Genomic DNA, 19,225 nt, shown 5'->3' with positions numbered 1-19,225 from the left:
AGCCGGAAATTATGTCAGCTCAATGACTTAGCTGCAAGCCGCAGGCTATCCGGCGCTCTTCTTGGCGGCAATCCAGGCGTCGATATGGCGCTCCAGGGCCTCCAGCGGGACCGAGCCGGTTTCCAGGACCGCATCGTTGTATTCGCGCAGGTCGAATTTCGGCCCCAGCTCGCGGCTGGCCCGGGCCCGCAGCTCGGAAATCTTCATCTGCCCGATCTTGTAGGCCAGGGCCTGACCGGGAGTGCCGATGTAGCGGTCGATCTCGTTGACCACGTCCTGGTCGGTCTTGGCGGCGTTGTACTTGAAATAGGCGATGGCGCGCTCGCGGCTCCAGCCCTTCGAGTGCATGCCGGTATCCACGACCAGGCGCACGGCCCGCCACATTTCGTAGACCAGCTGGCCGAAGTGGTCATAGGGGTCGTCGTAGAGGCCCATTTCGAAGCCCAGCTGCTCCGCATACAGCCCCCAGCCTTCTCCGTAGGCCACGAAGTAGGCGGTGCGGCGGAACATCGGCGCATCCGGGATTTCGAGCCCCCGGGCGAACTGGAAATGATGGCCAGGCACGGCCTCGTGCAGGGAAAGCGGCAGCATTTCCCAGGTGGGCCGCATCTCGGGCTTGTACAGGTTGACGTAGTAATAGCCGGGCCGGGTGCCATCCGAAGCGCCCGGCTGGTAGTAGGCGGTGGTGGTGTCGGGTGCGATGTTGTCCGGAATCGGCCTCACGCCATACGGCAGCCGCGGGATGGTCTTGAACACCTTCACCAGCTCCGGATCGATGCGCTTGGACAGCGCCCGGTACGCGGTCAGCAGCTCCGCCGGCGTCTTGTGGAAGAACCTGGGATCGGTGCGCAGGTAGGTGAAGAAGTCGGCGAGGCTGCCCTTGAACCCGGTCTGGGCCTTGACCTTTTCCATCTGGCCGCGGATGCGCGCCACTTCCTTCAGGCCGATGGCGTGGATCTGGTCGGCGCTGAGGCTGGTGGTCGTGTAGTAGCGGGCCAGGAAGTCGTAATAGGCCTTGCCGTCGGGCAGGTCCACCGCCGCGATCGAGGCGCGGGTCCGGGGCAGGTACTGTTCGTTGAAATAACTCCCGAACCTGCGATATGCCGGCACCACGTCGGCGGCGATGATGCGCCTGGCCTCTGCCTGCAAGCGGTCGCGATCGGCCTGGGCAATGCCCTCGGGGAATTTCAGGAACGGCTTGTAGAACGCGCTTTTCGCCGGGTCATCGACCACCTGCCCTGCGATCTGCGCGGGCACGCGCTGCATCAGCACGCGTGGCGGCAGGTTCCCGGCCTTCAGCCCTTCCTGCATCAGCACAGTGATCTGTTCGATAACCGTGGGCAGTGCCTGCAGCCGCTTCAGCCAGTCCTGGTAGTCCTTGAGCGTGGCGAAGGGCAGCACCTCGGCAATGCCATCGGCGGTCTGCGGTCCGCCCTGGTGGCTGATGGGTTGCAGGTATTCACGGAATTTCTGGCGTTCGATGCTGCGCTGCAGGTTCCACTCGAAGGTGTCGTAGTCGAGCTGGTCCGCAGCCGACAGGCGCTTGCGGTCGATCGCGTGCAGCCTGGCCAGTGCCTCGCGGTCAGCCGCCTCGCGACTGGCGATGGCGGTGAGGCTGAAGTCGCTCCAGCGGTCGTTGAAGCGCGGGTCGCCGTTGTAGCTGGCGTTCTCGGGGCTTTCGCGCAGCCCGCGTTCCCATTCCTCGTCAAACAGGCGGTGCAGGACCGGATCCTGGGCGCTGGACTGGTGGGCGCTGGACTGGGCCTGGGCCTGGGCAGGCAGGACGCTGGCGAGCGCAAGGGCGGCCAGCAGGGGGAAACGCAACATGGGCAACTCCGGGTTCGGCGACCCGCGAGCTTAATACGACACGACGGCTGTTTACGACGGCCGCAAGGAACTCCGGCGCCGTCGCCGACCGGTCAGGCCAGGTCGGCCTGGGTGGTGAAGCTTTCCCCGCAGCCGCACTCGGCGGTCGCGTTGGGGTTGCGGAACAGGAAGGTTTCGCCCAGGCCCTGCTTGCCGAAATCGATCTCGGTGCCATCCACCAGCGAGAGGCTGTCGGCGTCGACGTAGACCTTGACGCCCTCGTGCTCGAAGACGGTGTCGTCAGGACGCTGCTCGCGCGCCAGGTCGGCCACGTGGCCCCAGCCCGAGCAGCCGGTGCGGGTCACGCCGAAGCGCAGGCCCAGCGCACCGCTTTCGGCGACGAAACGCTGCACACGCTGCAAGGCGACGGGGGTGAGGGTAATGGACATCGGATCTCCTGTTGCGGCAAGTATAGGCCCGGGGGAAGGGCGTTCCCGGCGTTGCTCCGGTAAACTCCGCGTTCCATTAATGGTTGTGTTCCATAAGGATTCAAGTCATGACGGTGGTTAGCGTCGAACATGCGCTGGCGGGAAAGATCCCGGCCGGTGGAGAAGTGACCGTACGTGGCTGGGTGCGCACGCGGCGCGATTCCAAGGCGGGCCTGTCCTTCGTCAACGTCAGTGACGGCTCCTGCTTCGCGCCCATCCAGGTCGTGGTCCCGAACACGCTGGGCAACTACGAATCCGAAGTGAAGCACCTCACGGCCGGCTGCGCGGTCATCGCCACCGGCACCCTGGTGGCGTCGCAGGGCCAGGGCCAGAGCTTCGAAATCCAGGCGGTCTCGCTGGAAGTGGTGGGCTGGGTCGAAGACCCCGAGACCTACCCCATCCAGCCCAAGGCACACTCGCTGGAGTTCCTGCGCGAGGTCGCCCACCTGCGTCCCCGCACCAACCTGTTCGGCGCGGTGACCCGCATCCGCAACTGCCTGTCGCAGGCCGTCCACCGCTACTTCCACCAGAACGGCTACAACTGGATCAGCACCCCCATCATCACCACCTCCGACGCCGAAGGTGCCGGGCAGATGTTCCGGGTATCCACCCTGGACACTGCCAACCTGCCGCGCAACGAGCGCGGCGAAGTCGATTTCAGCCGCGACTTCTTCGGCAAGGAAACCTTCCTGACCGTATCGGGCCAGTTGAACGTCGAGGCCTACTGCCTGGCGCTGAGCAAGGTCTACACCTTCGGCCCGACCTTCCGCGCCGAGAACAGCAATACCACCCGCCACCTGGCCGAGTTCTGGATGATCGAGCCGGAGATCGCCTTCGCCGACCTGGCCGAGGACGCGCGCGTGGCCGAGGAGTTCCTGAAGTACCTGTTCCGCGCGGTGCTGGAAGAACGCCAGGATGACCTGGCTTTCCTGGCCGAGCGCGTGGACAAGACCGCGATCAGCAAGCTCGAGGATTTCATCAATGCGCCGTTCGAACGCATCGAATACACCGATGCGATCAGGCTGCTGCAGGACTCGAAGCAGAAGTTCGATTTCCCGGTCGAATGGGGCCTGGACCTGCAGACCGAGCACGAGCGCTGGCTGACCGAGCAGCACGTGGGCCGGCCGGTGGTGGTGACCAACTATCCCGAGCACATCAAGGCCTTCTACATGCGCCTCAACGACGACGGCAGGACCGTCGCGGCGATGGATGTGCTGGCGCCCGGCATCGGCGAGATCATCGGTGGCTCGCAGCGCGAGGAACGCCTGGACGTGCTGGATTCGCGCATGGCCCAGTTCGGCCTGGATGCCGCGCATTACGGCTGGTACCGCGATTTCCGCCGCTACGGCACGGTGCCGCATGCGGGCTTCGGCCTGGGCTTCGAGCGCCTGGTGGTGTACGTGTGCGGCCTGTCCAACATCCGCGATTCGATCCCCTACCCGCGCGCGCCCGGCAATGCGGAATTCTGATCGATGATCCTGTTCTTCGCCCTGCTGTTCTTCGCCACCGCCATCGCCGGCTTCTGTGCCTTCGTGATCTTCTGGCCGCTGACCCTGGTGCATGTGCGCGATCGCCACCCGGCCATCACCGATGAATTCGGAACCGGCGCCTTCCTCAAACCGGTCGCGCTGGGCTGGCTGCTGAGCGGGCGCTATCGCCAGACCGGCGATCGCGCGCTGACCGGCCTGGCGACCCCCGCCAAGGTATCGTTGCTGGTGATCTTCGGCGGGGTGCTTGGGGCGGGCCTGCTCTGGCTGCTGTCCACGGTGATGTCATGACTGATCCGATCGAACTGCCCATCCAGTACCAGTGGTATGTGGCCTCCCTGGGCCGCATGCTGGTTTGGGCACGACTGCGGGTGCGCGAGGCCGGCACGGCCGAAGTGTTCGACAGCGACGGCAATACCCTGACCTATGACAGCGACGACACCGCCCGGGCGGCGCTGTTCGACGCGGAGTTCGTCGCCTTCGACGGGCTGGACGAGGAAGACGCGCTGGCGCGTGGTTTCTCGCTGGATGAAGTCTCGCCACCGCGTGCGGAGAACGAGGCCGACCTGCGTCACCTGATGGTGCAATCGCTCGGCGCCCGCGCCTGATCCGATGTACACGCCACGCGCCTTCGTCGAGACCGACCTGGAAGCGCTGGACCGGCTGTTCGAACGCGATTCCTTCGTCACCCTGGTGACCGCGCCCACGGGCGCACCGTTCGCCAGCCACCTGCCCGTGATCTACACGCGCAACGGCGACAACGTGCTGGTCGAAGGACATTGGGCCAGGGTCAACCCGCAGACCCGGCACCCGGGCCCCGCACTGATGATCGTGCATGGCCCGCATGCCTACATCTCGCCCGGCTGGTATGCGGACAAGGAACAGGCCTCGCGGGTGCCCACCTGGAACTACGCGGTGGCGCATCTGAGTGGCTCGCTCGAAAGCTCGGAGGACGAGGCGTTCCTCGCCGGCATCGTCGACCGGCTGAGTGCGCGACATGAATCGGCGCTGGGAAGCGACTGGCGCTACGAGCATGACCGGCAAAGCCATCGCAGCCAGCTGCGCGGCATCACCGGTTTCCGTTTCGTGCCGGAGCGAATCGAACTTGCGTTCAAGCTCAGCCAGAACCATCCGCTCGCCAATGTCCAGGGCGCCGTGACCGGACTGCAGGGGCTGGATGACCCGCAGGCCCATGAGGTCGCCGGCCTGATGATTGACCACCTGCACCGACGCACCCACGACTGAGGAATCACATGGACCTGAATCTCGATGGCAAGCACGCCCTGGTCTGCGGCGGTTCGGAAGGTATCGGCCGCGCAGCAGCGAAGGAGCTGGCGCTGCTGGGTGCCAACGTCACCCTGCTCGCGCGCCGCGCCGATGCACTGGAATCGGCCGCCGCGGCGCTGCCGCGGCAGGCAGCCGGGCAGTGGCATGGCTGGATAGCCGCAGACGTCAGCCTCCACGAGAATCTTGCGGCCCAGGTCCAGGCGCTCGCCGCGGCACACCCCGTGCATATCCTGGTCAACAACACCGGCGGCCCGCCTGGCGGCCGTGCGATCGACGCCGATGCGGCAGCCTACCTGGATGCTTTCCACAGGCACCTGCTGGCCAACCAGATGCTCGTGCAGTCGGTATTGCCCTCGATGCAGGACGCGCAATGGGGCCGCATCGTCAATGTGATCTCGACGTCGGTGAAGGAACCCATCGCCAACCTGGGTGTCTCCAACAGCATCCGCGGCGCGGTCGCCAGCTGGGCCAAGACGCTGTCGCGGGAGCTCGGCCCGCTCGGCGTCACCGTCAACAACGTCCTGCCGGGCTATACGCGCACGCAGCGGCTGGAACAGATCCTCGATGACCGCTCCGCAGCCAGCGGCAAGGCGCGCGATGCCATCGCCGCCACCATGCTGTCGACAGTGCCGGTGGGCCGGTTTGCCGGGGCGGGGGAGATCGCGGCGGCGATCGCCTTCCTCGCCAGTCCGGCCGCCGGCTACATAAATGGTGTGAGCCTTGCCGTGGATGGCGGCCGCATGCAGTCGATCTGACCGGCTGCCGGCGCACTCGATTCCCGTCACCACATGCGAACGCCGGCCTTGCTGCAATCGCGGCATGCCAGAAGGTCCCGAAACCCACTACATCGCCGACCGCGCACGCCAGCTGCTGGCCGGCAAGCCGCTGGTCACGGCCAGGTTCTCGCTTCCGGAGCTGAAACGCTACGAAAAGCGACTCAAGGGTCGTTGCGTTGTCGACGTGCAGGCAAGGGGAAAGGCCTTGCTCACCCGTTTCGACAACGGATTGACGCTCTACACGCACAGCCAGTTGCTGGGCTACTGGGATTTCCAGGCCAAGACCCCGCCTGATCCGCCCACCGGCTCGCCACGCGTGTGGCTGGCCACCGCATCAGGCGCAGCCAGCCTGCATATCGCGCCCAAGGTGGAGATGTGGAAGACCAGCGCCATCGAGTCCCACCCCTTCCTTTCCAAGCTTGGCCCCGACGTCCTCGGATCCGAAGTAACGGCTGATGAGTTTGTAGAACGTGTCGGCACGCCTCCGTTCGCCCGTCGCAAGCTGGCGGTGCTGCTCCTGCAGCAGGAGTTCGCCGCCGGCATGGGCAATTACCTGCGCTCGGAAGTGCTGTATGAGGCCAGGCTTGCGCCCTTGCGCACCGGAGCCTCGCTTGAACCCAGGGAAGCGCGCGCGTTGGCCAAGGCACTGCTGGCGGTGTCCCGCCGCAGTTACCGTTCGAAGTTCAAGGGCGCGCTACCCGATTCCAGCAAGGACTATCTGGCGCAGACCGCGAAAACCTTCCGCTTCAAGGTATTCGAACGCGAAGGCGAACCGTGCCCTTCCTGCGGCAGCGGGATCGTGATGGAACGGATCGCCAGCCGCCGGTTGTACTGGTGCCCCCACTGCCAACAATGACGTCCCCAGCCGTCGCAGGTAAGCTTGGCGGATGCAGAAGCTGCACCACCGGATCGATGGCCAGGCATATCCGCCGCACTCAGGTGGCTGGCTGGAGGTGTTCGATCCTGCAACCGCGAAGCCGCACGCACAGGTCGCGCGTGGCGATGCGCGTGACGTGGAAGCGGCAGTCGCCGCAGCGTCCGCCGCCCTTCCTTCCTGGTCGGCCCTGCGCAACAGTGAACGTGCCGCATGGCTGGAAAAACTCGCTTCGGCCCTTGAATCGCGCATTGATGCCTTTGCCCGCGCCGAGTCCCTGGACGGCGGCAAGCCTTTCGCCCTGGCGCGTGATGCGGAAATCCCGCGTGCGGTTTCCAACCTGCGCTTCTTCGCCCAGGCCGCGGTGCAGTTCGCCAGTGAGTCGCACCACGGCGAGGCGGGCCTGAACTACACGCTGCGTGCGCCGCTTGGGGTGGTGGCAACCATCTCGCCGTGGAACCTGCCGCTGTACCTGTTCACCTGGAAGATCGCCCCTGCCCTGGCCGCCGGCAACACGGTGGTAGCCAAGCCGTCGGAAGTCACCCCGTTGACCGCGACCATGCTGGGCGAACTTGCCGCCGGGATCGGCTTTCCGCCTGGCGTGCTCAACATCGTGCACGGACTGGGCCCTGAAGTCGGCGAGCCACTGGTGGCACACCCACAAGTGCGGGCCGTCTCGTTCACCGGCAGTACCGCGGTCGGCAAGCGCATCGCCTCGCTGGCGGCGCCGGCACTGAAGAAGCTGTCGCTGGAACTCGGCGGCAAGAATCCCACCCTGGTCTTCGCCGACAGCGACTGGCGCGGGCAGCTGGACACGCTGGTGCGTTCGGCGTTCCAGAACTCCGGGCAGATCTGCCTGTGCGGTTCCCGGCTTCTGGTGGAGCGCGGCATCTACGACGAATTCCGTGAAGCCTTCGTGGCCCGCGTGCGCATGCTGGCCATCGGCGACCCCATGTCGCCGGAAACCAAACTCGGTCCTCTGGTTTCGCAGGCGCATTTCGACAAGGTGATGACCTGCATAGCGCGTGCGCGCGAGGAAGGCGGCCGTTTCCTGCATGGCGGCAACCGGGTCGAACGCGAGGGCTGGTTCATCGAACCGACCGTCATCGAATCACTCGGTCCCGACTGCGCCAGCAATCGCGAGGAAATATTCGGGCCGGTGGTCACGCTGCAAGCTTTCGACGACGACGCGCATGCGCTGGTCCTCGCCAATGCCAGTGAATACGGCCTGGCCGCGTCGCTGTGGACCCGCGACCTCGATCGCGCGCATCGGCTGTCTGCCCAGCTGCATGCGGGCATCGTGTGGATAAACACCTGGCTGATGCGCGACCTGCGTACGCCATTCGGCGGCGTGGGTGCTTCTGGCCTGGGCCGCGAAGGCGGTGCCGAGGCGATGCGCTTCTTCACCGAAGCCAAGAATGTCTGCCTGGCCCTGCCAACCTGATCGGGGATAATGAAAGCATGAGTGAACTCGACCAACTGCTGCGCAACAACCGTGAATGGGCCGATCGGATCAAGCACGAGGACCCCGGGTTCTTCAAGCGCCTTTCGCAGCAACAGTCGCCCCGCTACCTCTGGATCGGCTGCTCGGACTCGCGGGTGCCGGCCAACCAGATCCTGGGCCTCGACCCGGGCGAGGTGTTCGTGCATCGCAACGTCGCCAACGTGATGTCGCATGGGGACCTCAACTGCCTCTCGGTGATCCAGTTCGCGGTGGACATCCTCAAGGTCGAGCACATCCTGCTGGTCGGCCACTACGGCTGCGGCGGCGTGCACGCGGCGATGACCGGCGCGCGCCTCGGGCTGGCCGACAACTGGCTGCGCCACGTCGGCGACGTGGCCCAGAAGCATGCCCCGCTGCTGGCCGGGGTGGACACCGAGTCGCTGCGCCATGCGCGGCTGTGCGAACTCAACGTGATCGAACAGGTGTTCAACGTGTGCCAGACCACTGTGGTCGAGGACGCATGGGCACGCGGGCAGCGGCTTTCGGTGCATGGCTGGGTCTACAGCCTGTTCGACGGCCGCGTGCGCCAGCTGGGCATGGACGTTTCATCGACCGAGGCGCTGGCCCCGGCCTACCTGCAGGCGGTGGCCTCGGTGCATCCCCAGGACGACCGCCATGAATGAGTGCGGCGTCCCGGCGCATTCCGGCAAGGGGCGGCGGGAGTTGCCATGAGCGAAGCCATCCAGGCCGGTTCCGCGCCGGTGCCGGTCGGCCACTACCCGCATGCGCGCCGGGTCGGCGGGCTGCTGTTCCTGTCCGGGATCGGACCGCGCGATCCGGCCACCAATGCGATCGTCGGCAACGTGCACGACGCCGAAGGTCGCCTGCTCAGTTACGACATCGACGCCCAATGCCGGGCGGTGTTCGCCAACGTGCGCACGGTGCTGCAGGCCAGCGGCGCGCGCTGGGAACAGCTGGTCGACGTCACCGTGTACCTGACCGACATGGAACGGGACTTCCAGGCCTACAACCGCGTCTGGGCCGAGTATTTCCCCGACGCGGCCGCCGCCCCCTGCCGCACGACGCTGGGCATCGACGCCCTGCCGACGCCCATCGCCATCGAACTGAAGTGCGTCGCCGCCTTCGAGGAATGAGCCAATGCTGCCGAATCCGCTCAACCTGCACGCCTGGATCGAGGAACACCGCCACCTGCTGAAGCCGCCGGTCGGCAACAAGGTCATCCATGCCGGCGATTTCATCGTCATGGTGGTCGGCGGCCCGAACGCGCGCACCGACTACCACTGGGATGAAGGCGCCGAGTGGTTCTACCAGCTGGAAGGCGAGATGGTACTGCGCATCCAGGAGCAGGCCGACGACGGCTCCAGCGCGGTGCGCGACATCCCGATCCGCGCGGGAGAGATCTTCCTGCTGCCGCCGCGGGTGCCGCATTCGCCGCAACGGATGCCGGACTCGATCGGCCTGGTGATCGAACGCAGGCGCCTGGACCACGAGGACGATGGCCTGCTGTGGTTCTGCGAACAGTGCAACCACAAGGTCTACGAGGAATACTTCCACCTGCACGACATCGAGAAGGACTTCCCGCCGGTGTTCGACCGCTTCTATTCCTCGACGGAGCATCGCACCTGCAAGCAGTGCGGGCACCTCAACCCGGCGCCGGCCCGCTACGTGATGCCGGATACCTGAGCGCGTCGGCGTCGGTCGCTCAGGCGGTCATTCCGGCGGCACGCATCAGCAACCGCAGCAGCCAGGCCAGCAAGCCCAGGCCCGCCACGCTCAGCGCCCAGATCAGCAGCAGCCAGCCGATCCGCCTGCCCCATCGCGGCCTCGGCCCGCTTTCCATCAGTGGTAGCCGTCGCCGTCGCGCACCTTGCCGCGGAAGACCCAGTAGGCCAGCGAGGTGTACATCAGGATCACCGGGATGATCAGCAGCGCGCCGACCAGGGTGAAACCCAGGCTTTGCGGCGGGCCGGCGGCTTCGTGGATCGAGATGCCGGGCGGAATGATGTTGGGCCACACGCTGATGCACAGCCCGCTGTAGCCGAGGAACACCAGGGCCAGGGTCAGCAGGAACGGCGCCAGTTCCGCGCCGCGGGCCAGGGCGCGCAACAGCGCCCACATCACCAGCCCCACCAGCAATGGCACCGGTGCGAAGAACAGCAGGTTGGGCAGGCTGAACCAGCGCGAAGCGATGCCCGGCTGGGCCAGCGCGGTCCACAGGCTGACCACCACGATCGCGGCCAGCAGCGCCCAGATCCAGCGGCGCGTCTGCTGGCGCATTTCGTCATGCAGCCTGCCCTCGGTCTTCCATAGCAGCCAGGTGCTGCCCAGCAGCATGTAGGCCACCACCAGGCCCACGCCGGTGAACACCGAGAACGGGGTGATCCAGTCCAATGCTCCGCCGACGAAGCGCTGCCCCTGCATCCGGAAACCGTTGACGAAGGCGCCCAGGACCATCCCCTGGCAGAACGTCGCGATATAGGAGCCGGCGATGAAGGCCTGGTCCCACAGGCGGCGCTTGCCGGCTTCGGTCTTGAAACGGAATTCGAAGGCCACGCCGCGGAAGATCAGGCCGATCAGCATCCCCGCCAGCGGCAGGTACAGCGCGGTCAGCACCACCGAATACGCCAGCGGGAACGCCGCCAGCAAGCCGGCGCCACCCAGCACCAGCCAGGTCTCGTTGCCATCCCAGACCGGGGCCACGGTGTTCATCATCACGTCGCGATCGGCCTTTTCCTGGAAGAACGGAAACAGCATGCCGATGCCCAGGTCGAAGCCATCCATGACCACGTACATCATGATCGCGAAGACGATGATCACCGCCCAGACCAGCGGCAGGTCGATGCCCATCAGTCCACCTCGCCTTCGCGCAGCCGGCCATCTGCGGTTTCCACATCGGTCGCCGCCGACAGCGGCCTTGCCGGCTGGCGCGGCTGCCCGGGCCCGCCTTCCGGCGACGAGTCGCCTTCGTGCAGCGACGGCCCCTTGCCCATGATACGCAGTGCGTACACCGTGCCCGCGCCGAACACGGTGAAATAGACCACCACGAATACCGCCAGGGTCAGGCCGACGGCGCCGCCCGTGTGCGGCGACACCGCATCGGCGGTGCGCATCAGGCCGTGGATGATCCAGGGCTGGCGGCCGATCTCGGTGGTGAACCAGCCGGCCAGGATCGCCACCAGTCCTGCCGGGCCCATCAGCACGGCCATGCGCCACAACGGCCTGGAGGTGTGAAGTCGCCCGCGCCAGCGCGCCAGTGCCGCCAGCAGGCCCAGGCCGATCATCAGCAGGCCCAGCCCGACCATCACCCGGAAGGTCCAGAACACCACCAGCGCGTTGGGTCGGTCTTCGCGCGGGAACTCCTTCAGGCCCTTGAACTGGCCGTCCAGGCTGCGGGTCAGGATCAGGCTGCCCAGGCGGGGGATCTCCACCGCCATGCGGGTGCGCTCCTGCTCCATGTCCGGGATGCCGAACAGGATCAGCGGCACGCCTTCGCCCGGCTTGTTTTCCCAGTGCCCTTCCATCGCCGCCAGCTTGGCCGGCTGGTACTGCAGCGTATTGAGGCCGTGCATATCGCCGATCAGCGCCTGCACGGGTGCAGTGAACAGCAGCATCCACATCGCCATCGACCACATGGTGCGCACGGCCGGGTCGCTGCGCCCGCGCAACAGGTGCCAGGCGCCGGTGGCGCCGACGATCAGCGCAGTGGCCAGGAACGCGGCCGTCACCATGTGCGCCAGCCGGTAAGGGAACGAGGGATTGAAGATCACCGCCAGCCAGTCGACCGGCACCACGCGGCCATCGAGGATCTCGTAGCCCTGCGGTGTGTGCATCCAGCTGTTGGAGGCCAGGATCCAGGTGGCCGAGATCAGCGTGCCTACCGCCACCGCCACCGTCGAGAGGAAGTGCAGGCCCGGCCCCACCCGCTGCATGCCGAACATCATCACGCCGAGGAAGCCGGCTTCGAGGAAGAACGCGGTCAACACCTCGTAGGTCAGCAACGGTCCGGTGATGCCGCCGGCGAAGCGCGAGAACTCGCTCCAGTTGGTGCCGAACTGGTAGGCCATGACGATGCCCGAGACCACGCCCATGCCGAAGGCCACGGCGAACACCTTCATCCAGAACTGGTAAAGGTCCAGGTAAACCTGCCGGCGCGTGCGCAGCCACGCCGCCTCGAGCACCGCCAGGTAACTGGCCAGGCCGATGGTGATGGCCGGGAAAATGATGTGGAACGAGATCGTGAAGCCGAACTGGATCCGCGCAAGCAGCAAGGCATCGAGGCTGGGCACCAGCTGTACCAGGGTGGAGGCAACGGCGTCATTCTAGTCCCAAGCCGGCCATGCAGGGTCAAGGCGATGACCCGCCATGCGTGGTTCCGGATTCCACGCGCCATCGCCTTGCCCCGCTCGGCTAAACTCCGGGGATGCTCAAGATCGACACGCACGCCCACTACCTGCCGCATACCTGGCCGGACCTGGCGAAGAAATACAACGACGACCGTTTCCCGGTGATCCACCACGGCGACGATGGCCGTGCGCGGATCTACAAGGACGGCAAGTTCTTCCGCGAAATCTGGCCCAAGACCTGGGACCCGCAAGTGCGCATCGACGATTACGCGCGCTTCGACGTGCAGGTGCAGGTGCTGAGCACGGTGCCGGTGATGTTCAGCTACTGGGCCAAGGCCAACCAGGCGCTGGACCTGCACCAGTCCCTCAACGACCACACCGCCGAAGCCTGTCGCCAGTATCCACGCCATTACGCCGGCATCGGCACCGTTCCGCTGCAGTCGCCCAGGCTGGCCGTGCAGGAACTGGAACGCTGCACCGACCAGTTGGGGCTGCAAGGCGTGCAGATCGGTTCGCACATCCAGCTTGCCGACGGCCAGCACTGGAACCTGGATGCGCCGGAATTGTTCCCGTTCTTCGAGGCGGCGGCCGACCTGGGCGCCGCGATCCTGGTCCATCCGTGGGACATGATGGGAAGCGAAAGCATGCCCAAGTACTGGTTGCCCTGGCTGGTCGGCATGCCTGCCGAGCAATCGCGCGCGGCCTGCTGCCTGATCTTCGGCGGCGTGCTGGAACGCCTGCCGAAGCTGAAGATCTGCCTGGCCCATGGCGGCGGAAGTTTCCCGTACACCATCGGCCGCATCGAGCACGGCTTCAACATGCGTCCGGACCTGGTAGCTACCGACAACCCGGGCAATCCGCGCGACTACATCAAGCAGCTGTATTTCGACTCCTGGGTCGCCGATCCGCGCGCCCTGCAGTACCTGCTGGATACGGTGGGCACCAGCCGGGTGATGCTGGGCACCGACTATCCCTTCCCGCTGGGCGAACAGGAGCCGGGCGCCGGCATCGCCGCACTTGGCCTCGACGCGGCGGGCCAGGCGCGCCTGTACCACGGCACGGCGCTGGAATGGCTGGGCCTGCCGGCGTCGCGTTTTGCATGACTTCCGATTTCATCGACGCAGGAACGAGGTGAGTCGCTCCTGTGTTTTTCCCTTTTTCGCAACTGGATACCAATGACCGACCTGCTTTCCCGCACCCACGCCATCGCCCTTGACGCCGCGGACCTGTTGCGTCCGCTGCGCGGCGACTTCCTGATTCCGAAACACAAGCACAACGAGCAGGTCTATTTCTGCGGCAATTCCCTGGGACTGCAACCGCGCGGTGCGCGCAGCCACGTGCTGCAGGTCCTGGAGAAATGGAGCCACGAAGCGGTGGAAGGCCATTTCACCGGCGAGGCACAGTGGATGACCTACCACGAGCAGGTGCGCGAGCCACTGGCGCGGGTGGTCGGCGCGCAGCCCGCGGAAGTGGTGGCGATGAATTCGCTCACCGCCAACCTGCACCTGATGATGGTCAGCTTCTACCGCCCTACCGGCGAGCGTCCCGCGATCCTCATGGAGGCGGGTGCATTTCCCTCCGATCGTTACGCGATCGAATCCCAGATCCGCTTCCATGGCTTCGATCCGGCGACCGACCTCATCGAGGTGGAACCCGACGAGGCCGAAGGGACCTTTTCGATGGGTGCGATCGAACGCGCGATTGCCATGCATGGTTCCCGGGTCGCCCTGGTGTTGTGGCCAGGCATCCAGTACCGCACCGGCCAGGCCTTCGATCTGGCGGAAATCGCGCGTCTGGGCCATGCCGCAGGCGCCACGGTCGGATTCGACCTGGCCCATGCCGCCGGCAACGTCCCGCTTTCGCTGCACGACAGCCAGGTCGACTTCGCGGTTTGGTGCCATTACAAGTACATGAATGCCGGTCCGGGCGCAGTGGCGGGCTGCTTCGTGCACGAACGCCACGCCCACAGCGATCGTCCGCGCTTCGCTGGCTGGTGGGGACACGAAAAGGACACGCGTTTCCAGATGGGTCCGCAATTCAGGCCCACGCCCGGCGCCGACGGCTGGCAGCTGAGCAATCCGCCGATCCTGGCGCTGGCGCCCCTGCTGGCTTCGCTGGAGCTGTTCGACAAGGCCGGCGGCATGCCGGCCCTGCGCGCCAAGTCGGAGAAACTCACCGGTTTCCTGGAAGCGCTGATCCGTGCGCGCGTATCGGACACGCTGGAGATCATCACCCCGGCCGATCCATCGCGCCGTGGCAGCCAGCTCTCGCTGCGGGTTACCGGCGGACGCGAACGCGGGCGTGAATTGTTCGAGTACCTGGCCTCCATCGGCACCATCGGCGACTGGCGCGAACCGGACGTGATCCGCATTTCGCCGGCGCCGATGTACAACCGGTTCATGGATGTCTACCGGTTCGTGGAGGAGGTCGAATCCTGGAGAGGGGTGTAAAGATTTTTTCAGGATCGCCATTCCCGCGGAGGCGGGAATCCAGCGACTTGCACCCCGGGAACAAGGCCCGCGGAGCAGAGGATCGAGGACTGCATCGATACTGGAATTACCCTGGTATGGCAGGGGCGGAGCAAAGTCACTGGGTTCCCGCCTTCGCGGGAATGACGGAATAATTATCTTGCGCATAGAAACCGGAAAATCCATCACGATAATAGGCGCGGGCCTGGCCGGCGCGCTGCTGGCGATCCTGCTGGCTCGCCGCGGCTGGCGCGTGGACGTGTACGAAAAGCGCGGCGATCCTCGCGTCAAGGGTTACGAGGGTGGCCGCTCCATCAACCTGGCGCTGGCCGAGCGCGGACGCAATGCGTTGCGCCATGCCGATGCCGACGATGAGGTGATGAAGCAGGCGGTGATGATGCGCGGCCGCATGGTCCACAGCCTGGATGGCCGCCAGCAGCTGCAGCGCTACGGGCGGGACGATTCGGAAGTGATCTGGTCGATCCATCGCGGCGACCTGAACATCGTGCTGCTGGACCTGGCCCAGCAGGCCGGCGCGCACCTGCACTTCCACCAGCGCCTGGACGCGGTGGAATTCGAAGCCCGCAACGCGCGATTCGTCGACGACCGCGATGGTTCCTCGCACAGCGTCGATTTCACCGCACTGGTCGGCGCCGACGGTGCCGGTTCCTCGCTGCGCGCCGCGATGATGCGCCAGCACGACCTGGGCGAGCGCACCGATTTCCTCGATCATTCCTACAAGGAGCTGGAGATTCCGCCGGCAGCCGACGGCGGTTTCCAGATCGAACCCAATGCGCTGCACATCTGGCCGCGTGGCCGCTACATGTGCATCGCGCTGCCCAACGACGAGAAGACCTTCACTTTCACCGCCTTCCTGCCCAACCTGGGCGAGCCCAGCTTCGCCTCGGTAAAAACGGGCACCGAGGCCAGGGCCCTGTTCGAACGGGACTTTCCCGATGCGATCGCCTTGATACCGGAGCTGGAGCAGGACTGGGAGCGCAATCCGCCTGGATTGCTGGCTACCCTCACCCTCGACCGCTGGCACCTGCAGGGCCGCGCGGTACTGCTCGGCGACGGCGCGCATGCCATGGTGCCGTTCCATGGCCAGGGCATGAACTGCGCGTTCGAGGATTGCGTCGTGCTGGCACGCAAGCTCGAGGCCCACACGGACCTAACGGAGGCCTTCGCCGCCTTCGAGGCCGAGCGCAAGCCCAATGCCTCGGCGATCCAGCAGATGGCACTCGAGAACTACCTGGAGATGCGCGACCGCGTGGACGACCCTGACTTCCTGCTGCAGCGCGACCTGGAGCAGCAGCTGCAGGAACGCCATCCCGGCCGCTTCGTGCCCCACTACACCATGGTCACCTTCATGCTGATTCCGTATGCCACGGCGCTGCTGCGCAGCGATATCCAGCGCGAGATCCTGGTCGAGGCGACGCGCGGCCTGGATTCGCTGGCGAACGTCGACTGGCAAGCGGTCGATGCGCAGGTGCTGGCGCGTCTTGACGTGCTCGTGGACGCCGCCTGATGGCCGCCAGTTTCCTGTTCTACGACCTGGAAACCTTTGGCAGCGACCCGCGCCGCACCCGTATCGCCCAGTTCGCCGCCGTGCGCACGGATGAACAACTGAAGCTCGTAGAGGAACCGGTCAGTTTCTTCGTGCAACCGGCCAACGACCTGCTGCCCTCGCCCGTGGCCACGCTGATAACCGGCATCACCCCGCAGCATGCCTGGCGCGAAGGCGTCGGCGAGGCCGAGGCTTTCGGCCGCATTGCCGACGAGATGTCACGCCCCGAGACCTGCACGCTGGGCTGGAATTCATTGCGCTTCGACGATGAGTTCGTGCGCCATGGCCTGTTCCGCAATTTCCACGATCCCTACGAACGCGAATGGCGTGGTGGCAACTGCCGCTGGGACCTGCTGGACGTGATGCGGCTGGCGCACGCCCTGCGTCCTGACGGCATCGTCTGGCCGAAACGCGAGGACGGCGCGACCTCGTTCAAGCTGGAGCACCTGGCACTGGCCAACGGGGTGCGCCAGGGCGACGCGCACGAGGCCCTCTCCGACGTGTATGCAACCCTGGGGATGGCCCGCACGTTCCGCGACGCGCAACCGAAGTTGTGGGACTACGCGTTGAAGCTGCGCAACAAGCGTTTCGCCGCCAGCCTGCTGGACACCGTCGCATTGACCCCGGCACTGCACGTGTCGCAGCGATACCCGGCCAGCCGCATGTGCGCCGCGCCGGTGTTGCCGCTGGCGCGCCATCCGCGTTTCGACAACCGCATCATCGTGTTCGACCTGGATGGCGATCCACAATCGCTGCTGGACCTTTCTCCGGAAGAGATCACGGACCGCCTGTACGTCCCCGCGGCCGACCTGCCGCCGGGGGAGAAACGCATCCCGCTGAAGGAAGTCCATCTCAACCGTTCGCCCGCGCTGGTGGCCTGGTCGCACCTGCGCGAGGAAGATTTCCTGCGGCTGCAGATCGACAGGGCCGGCGTCGAGGCAAATGCCGACGCGTTGCGCCCGCATGCGGCGCAGCTGGCGGAGAAGATGCGCAACGTGTTCGGCAGCGAGCGCGCCCACGACAAGCCGGACGCCGATGCCTCGCTGTACAACGGTTTCATCGGCGATGGCGACAAGCGTCGCATGGACGAGGTGCGCGGCACCCCGCCCGAGCATCTTGCAACACGCCAATTCGGCTTCACTGATCAGCGACTGCCTGAATTGCTGTTCCGGTACAGGGCCCGCAACTGGCCGGGCACCTTGACGCAGGCCGAACAGCGGCTATGGGATGGTTATCGCAGGCAGCGCCTTACGGTGGACGGCGGCCTGTCCGAATATACATTCGAAAGTTACGAGGCGGAAATCTCGAACCTGCGCCAGCAGTTTCCCGACGACGGTGCGAAACAGGCGCTCCTGGACCACCTGCAGGTATGGGGCCAGGACCTCAAGGCCGAACTCTCGTAGTTCCCTTCCTGCCCAGACTTCGACCCAGCGGCACTATGAGCACTTATTTTTCAGACGCCAGCTTCAAGTTCCTCCGCGCGCTGGCTAGGCACAACGACAAGACCTGGTTCACCGCCAACAAGCCCAAGTACGAAGAACATGTGCGGCAGCCCTTCCTGCGCCTGCTGACCGACCTGCAGCCGGATCTGGCGACGGTCAGCACCCATTACCGCTCCGATCCAAAGACCGTGGGCGGCTCGCTGTTCCGCATCTATCGCGACGCGCGCTTTTCCAACGACAAGTCCCCATACAAGCCCTGGCAGGGTGCGCGGCTGTACCACGAACGTCGCAAGCAGGTGCCCGCTCCTTCCTTCTACCTGCACCTGCAGCCCGGAGAGTGTTTCGTGGGCGCCGGGCTGTGGCATCCGGAGCCGCCCACCCAGCGCCGCATCCGCCAGTTCATCGTTGACAACCCGGGCGGCTGGAAAGCGGCCGCGCATGCGCCCCCCTTCCGCAGGCGCTTCGAGTTCGAGGAAGGCGAGCTGCTGTCGCGGCCTCCGCGCGGCTTCCCCGCCGATTTCGAGTTCATCGACGACCTGAAGCACAAGAACTTCGTCTTCTGGCGCTCGCTGGACGATGAAACCGTCACCGGTCCCAGACTGCGACAGGTGCTGGCGACGGATCTCGCCGCCCTGGCGCCGTTCGTGGACTACCTTTGCGCTGCCCTGGACCTGGAGTTCTGAGATGAAGAAGTGGATCGCGGCCGTTGTCCTGCTGCTGGTTGCCCTGGGCGCCTATGTTGCCGCCGGCCCGTACCTGGCCATCAACGGCATACGCACCGCACTCGCCGAACAGGACACCGGCAAGCTCGAACGGCACGTCGATTTCCCTGCCCTGCGCGTCAGCATCAGGGCACAGGTCGAAGACTCACTGGCACGAAAAGCCGGCAGCGATTTGCAGTCGAACTTCTTCGGCGCCATTGCGCTGTCGCTGGCCAACAGCGTGGTGGGCACCGGCGTCGACGCCATGGTCACGCCGCTGGGCATTGGCGCCCTGCTGCAGGGCCGCAGCATGTGGAAACAGGCGATCCGGGAGACCGTGGATGGCGACGCCTACGGCAAGCCGGTGCCGGCCGACCCATTGAAAACGGCGACCCATCACTACGAATCACCATCAAGATTCACGGCCACCATCCAGGATGAAAACGGCAAACCGGTGGTGTTCGTATTCAAGCGCAAGGGCCTGGACTGGAAACTGGCGGACGTCCGCCTGCCGATGTAGG

General features: G+C 65.8%; 21 protein-coding genes. 16 read left to right on the top strand and 5 right to left on the bottom strand.

The genetic code is table 11. The features are described 5' to 3' along the window. Window positions 1–45 precede the first annotated feature (45 nt). The gene (locus DT603_RS00440) at window positions 46–1,827 is read right to left on the bottom strand and encodes a DUF885 domain-containing protein (RefSeq protein WP_162347888.1); all 1,782 of its coding nucleotides are present in this window, start codon (window positions 1,825–1,827) and stop codon (window positions 46–48) included. Window positions 1,828–1,919: 92 nt separating this feature from the next. Further along, the gene (locus tag DT603_RS00435; protein ID WP_162347887.1) at window positions 1,920–2,255 is read right to left on the bottom strand and encodes a HesB/IscA family protein; all 336 of its coding nucleotides are present in this window, start codon (window positions 2,253–2,255) and stop codon (window positions 1,920–1,922) included. Between the two features lie 107 nt (window positions 2,256–2,362). On the opposite strand from DT603_RS00435, the gene asnS reads away from it, so the two are divergent. The 10 genes from asnS (at window position 2,363) to DT603_RS00385 (ending at window position 9,866) form a co-directional block, all read left to right on the top strand. Then, window positions 2,363–3,763, top strand: coding sequence for an asparagine--tRNA ligase (asnS, locus tag DT603_RS00430; RefSeq protein WP_162347886.1), 1,401 nt, complete (start codon window positions 2,363–2,365; stop codon window positions 3,761–3,763). A gap of 3 nt (window positions 3,764–3,766) precedes the next feature. Beyond that, window positions 3,767–4,072 carry a hypothetical protein gene (locus tag DT603_RS00425; RefSeq protein ID WP_162347885.1) on the top strand — a complete coding sequence of 102 codons (306 nt, stop codon included), beginning with the start codon at window positions 3,767–3,769 and terminating at the stop codon, window positions 4,070–4,072. After that, on the top strand, window positions 4,069–4,389 hold the full coding sequence (locus DT603_RS00420; protein WP_162347884.1) for a hypothetical protein: 321 nt from the start codon (window positions 4,069–4,071) through the stop codon (window positions 4,387–4,389). Before DT603_RS00425 ends, DT603_RS00420 begins: the two co-directional genes overlap by 4 nt. A gap of 4 nt (window positions 4,390–4,393) precedes the next feature. Continuing rightward, window positions 4,394–5,026 carry an FMN-binding negative transcriptional regulator gene (locus DT603_RS00415; RefSeq protein WP_162347883.1) on the top strand — a complete coding sequence of 211 codons (633 nt, stop codon included), beginning with the start codon at window positions 4,394–4,396 and terminating at the stop codon, window positions 5,024–5,026. An 8-nt stretch (window positions 5,027–5,034) separates the two neighbouring features. Then, window positions 5,035–5,823, top strand: a complete 789-nt coding sequence (locus DT603_RS00410) for an SDR family oxidoreductase (protein ID WP_162347882.1) — start codon at window positions 5,035–5,037, stop codon at window positions 5,821–5,823. Window positions 5,824–5,887: 64 nt separating this feature from the next. Next, window positions 5,888–6,700 (top strand): endonuclease VIII, encoded by an 813-nt coding sequence (nei, locus tag DT603_RS00405; RefSeq protein ID WP_162347881.1) that lies wholly within the window; start codon window positions 5,888–5,890, stop codon window positions 6,698–6,700. Between the two features lie 31 nt (window positions 6,701–6,731). After that, entirely contained in the window at window positions 6,732–8,162 is a 1,431-nt protein-coding gene (locus tag DT603_RS00400) for an aldehyde dehydrogenase (protein ID WP_162347880.1), read from the top strand. 17 nt (window positions 8,163–8,179) lie between these two features. After that, window positions 8,180–8,845 carry a carbonate dehydratase gene (gene can, locus DT603_RS00395; protein WP_162347879.1) on the top strand — a complete coding sequence of 222 codons (666 nt, stop codon included), beginning with the start codon at window positions 8,180–8,182 and terminating at the stop codon, window positions 8,843–8,845. A gap of 45 nt (window positions 8,846–8,890) precedes the next feature. Then, a complete protein-coding gene (locus DT603_RS00390) occupies window positions 8,891–9,316 on the top strand; it encodes a RidA family protein (RefSeq protein ID WP_162347878.1) in 426 nt (141 codons plus the stop codon). A gap of 4 nt (window positions 9,317–9,320) precedes the next feature. Next, complete coding sequence (locus tag DT603_RS00385; RefSeq protein ID WP_162347877.1) at window positions 9,321–9,866, top strand: 3-hydroxyanthranilate 3,4-dioxygenase; 546 nt, start codon at window positions 9,321–9,323, stop codon at window positions 9,864–9,866. A 19-nt stretch (window positions 9,867–9,885) separates the two neighbouring features. Here DT603_RS00385 and DT603_RS00380 read toward each other — a convergent pair whose 3' ends face one another. From DT603_RS00380 to DT603_RS00370, 3 genes are read right to left on the bottom strand one after another with little or no spacing between them, the layout of a single operon-like run. Continuing rightward, window positions 9,886–10,023: a DUF2474 family protein gene (locus tag DT603_RS00380; protein WP_162347876.1), complete on the bottom strand. Its 138-nt coding sequence runs from the start codon at window positions 10,021–10,023 to the stop codon at window positions 9,886–9,888. Beyond that, on the bottom strand, window positions 10,023–11,030 hold the full coding sequence (cydB, locus tag DT603_RS00375) for a cytochrome d ubiquinol oxidase subunit II (RefSeq protein WP_162347875.1): 1,008 nt from the start codon (window positions 11,028–11,030) through the stop codon (window positions 10,023–10,025). Before cydB ends, DT603_RS00380 begins: the two co-directional genes overlap by 1 nt. After that, window positions 11,030–12,469 (bottom strand): cytochrome ubiquinol oxidase subunit I, encoded by a 1,440-nt coding sequence (locus tag DT603_RS00370; RefSeq protein WP_162347874.1) that lies wholly within the window; start codon window positions 12,467–12,469, stop codon window positions 11,030–11,032. Before DT603_RS00370 ends, cydB begins: the two co-directional genes overlap by 1 nt. Before the next feature lie 134 nt (window positions 12,470–12,603). On the opposite strand from DT603_RS00370, the gene DT603_RS00365 reads away from it, so the two are divergent. The 6 genes from DT603_RS00365 (at window position 12,604) to DT603_RS00340 (ending at window position 19,224) form a co-directional block, all read left to right on the top strand. Next, window positions 12,604–13,629, top strand: a complete 1,026-nt coding sequence (locus DT603_RS00365) for an amidohydrolase family protein (protein ID WP_162347873.1) — start codon at window positions 12,604–12,606, stop codon at window positions 13,627–13,629. A gap of 72 nt (window positions 13,630–13,701) precedes the next feature. Beyond that, complete coding sequence (gene kynU, locus DT603_RS00360; RefSeq protein WP_162347872.1) at window positions 13,702–14,976, top strand: kynureninase; 1,275 nt, start codon at window positions 13,702–13,704, stop codon at window positions 14,974–14,976. A gap of 178 nt (window positions 14,977–15,154) precedes the next feature. After that, window positions 15,155–16,522 (top strand): FAD-dependent oxidoreductase, encoded by a 1,368-nt coding sequence (locus tag DT603_RS00355; RefSeq protein ID WP_246191510.1) that lies wholly within the window; start codon window positions 15,155–15,157, stop codon window positions 16,520–16,522. Further along, window positions 16,522–17,964, top strand: coding sequence for an exodeoxyribonuclease I (gene sbcB / locus DT603_RS00350; protein WP_162347870.1), 1,443 nt, complete (start codon window positions 16,522–16,524; stop codon window positions 17,962–17,964). Before DT603_RS00355 ends, sbcB begins: the two co-directional genes overlap by 1 nt. A gap of 35 nt (window positions 17,965–17,999) precedes the next feature. After that, window positions 18,000–18,686 (top strand): DUF2461 domain-containing protein, encoded by a 687-nt coding sequence (locus DT603_RS00345; protein WP_162347869.1) that lies wholly within the window; start codon window positions 18,000–18,002, stop codon window positions 18,684–18,686. Window position 18,687: 1 nt separating this feature from the next. Further along, window positions 18,688–19,224, top strand: coding sequence for a DUF2939 domain-containing protein (locus DT603_RS00340; protein ID WP_162347868.1), 537 nt, complete (start codon window positions 18,688–18,690; stop codon window positions 19,222–19,224). The last annotated feature ends 1 nt before the right edge of the window (window position 19,225 follow it).

Source organism: Pseudoxanthomonas gei (assembly GCF_010119615.1).
In the GTDB taxonomy this organism is placed as follows: domain Bacteria; phylum Pseudomonadota; class Gammaproteobacteria; order Xanthomonadales; family Xanthomonadaceae; genus Pseudoxanthomonas_A; species Pseudoxanthomonas_A gei.
The sequence above is the reverse complement of the archived record's forward strand: the minus strand, read 5'-3'. Positions and strand labels throughout refer to the sequence as shown.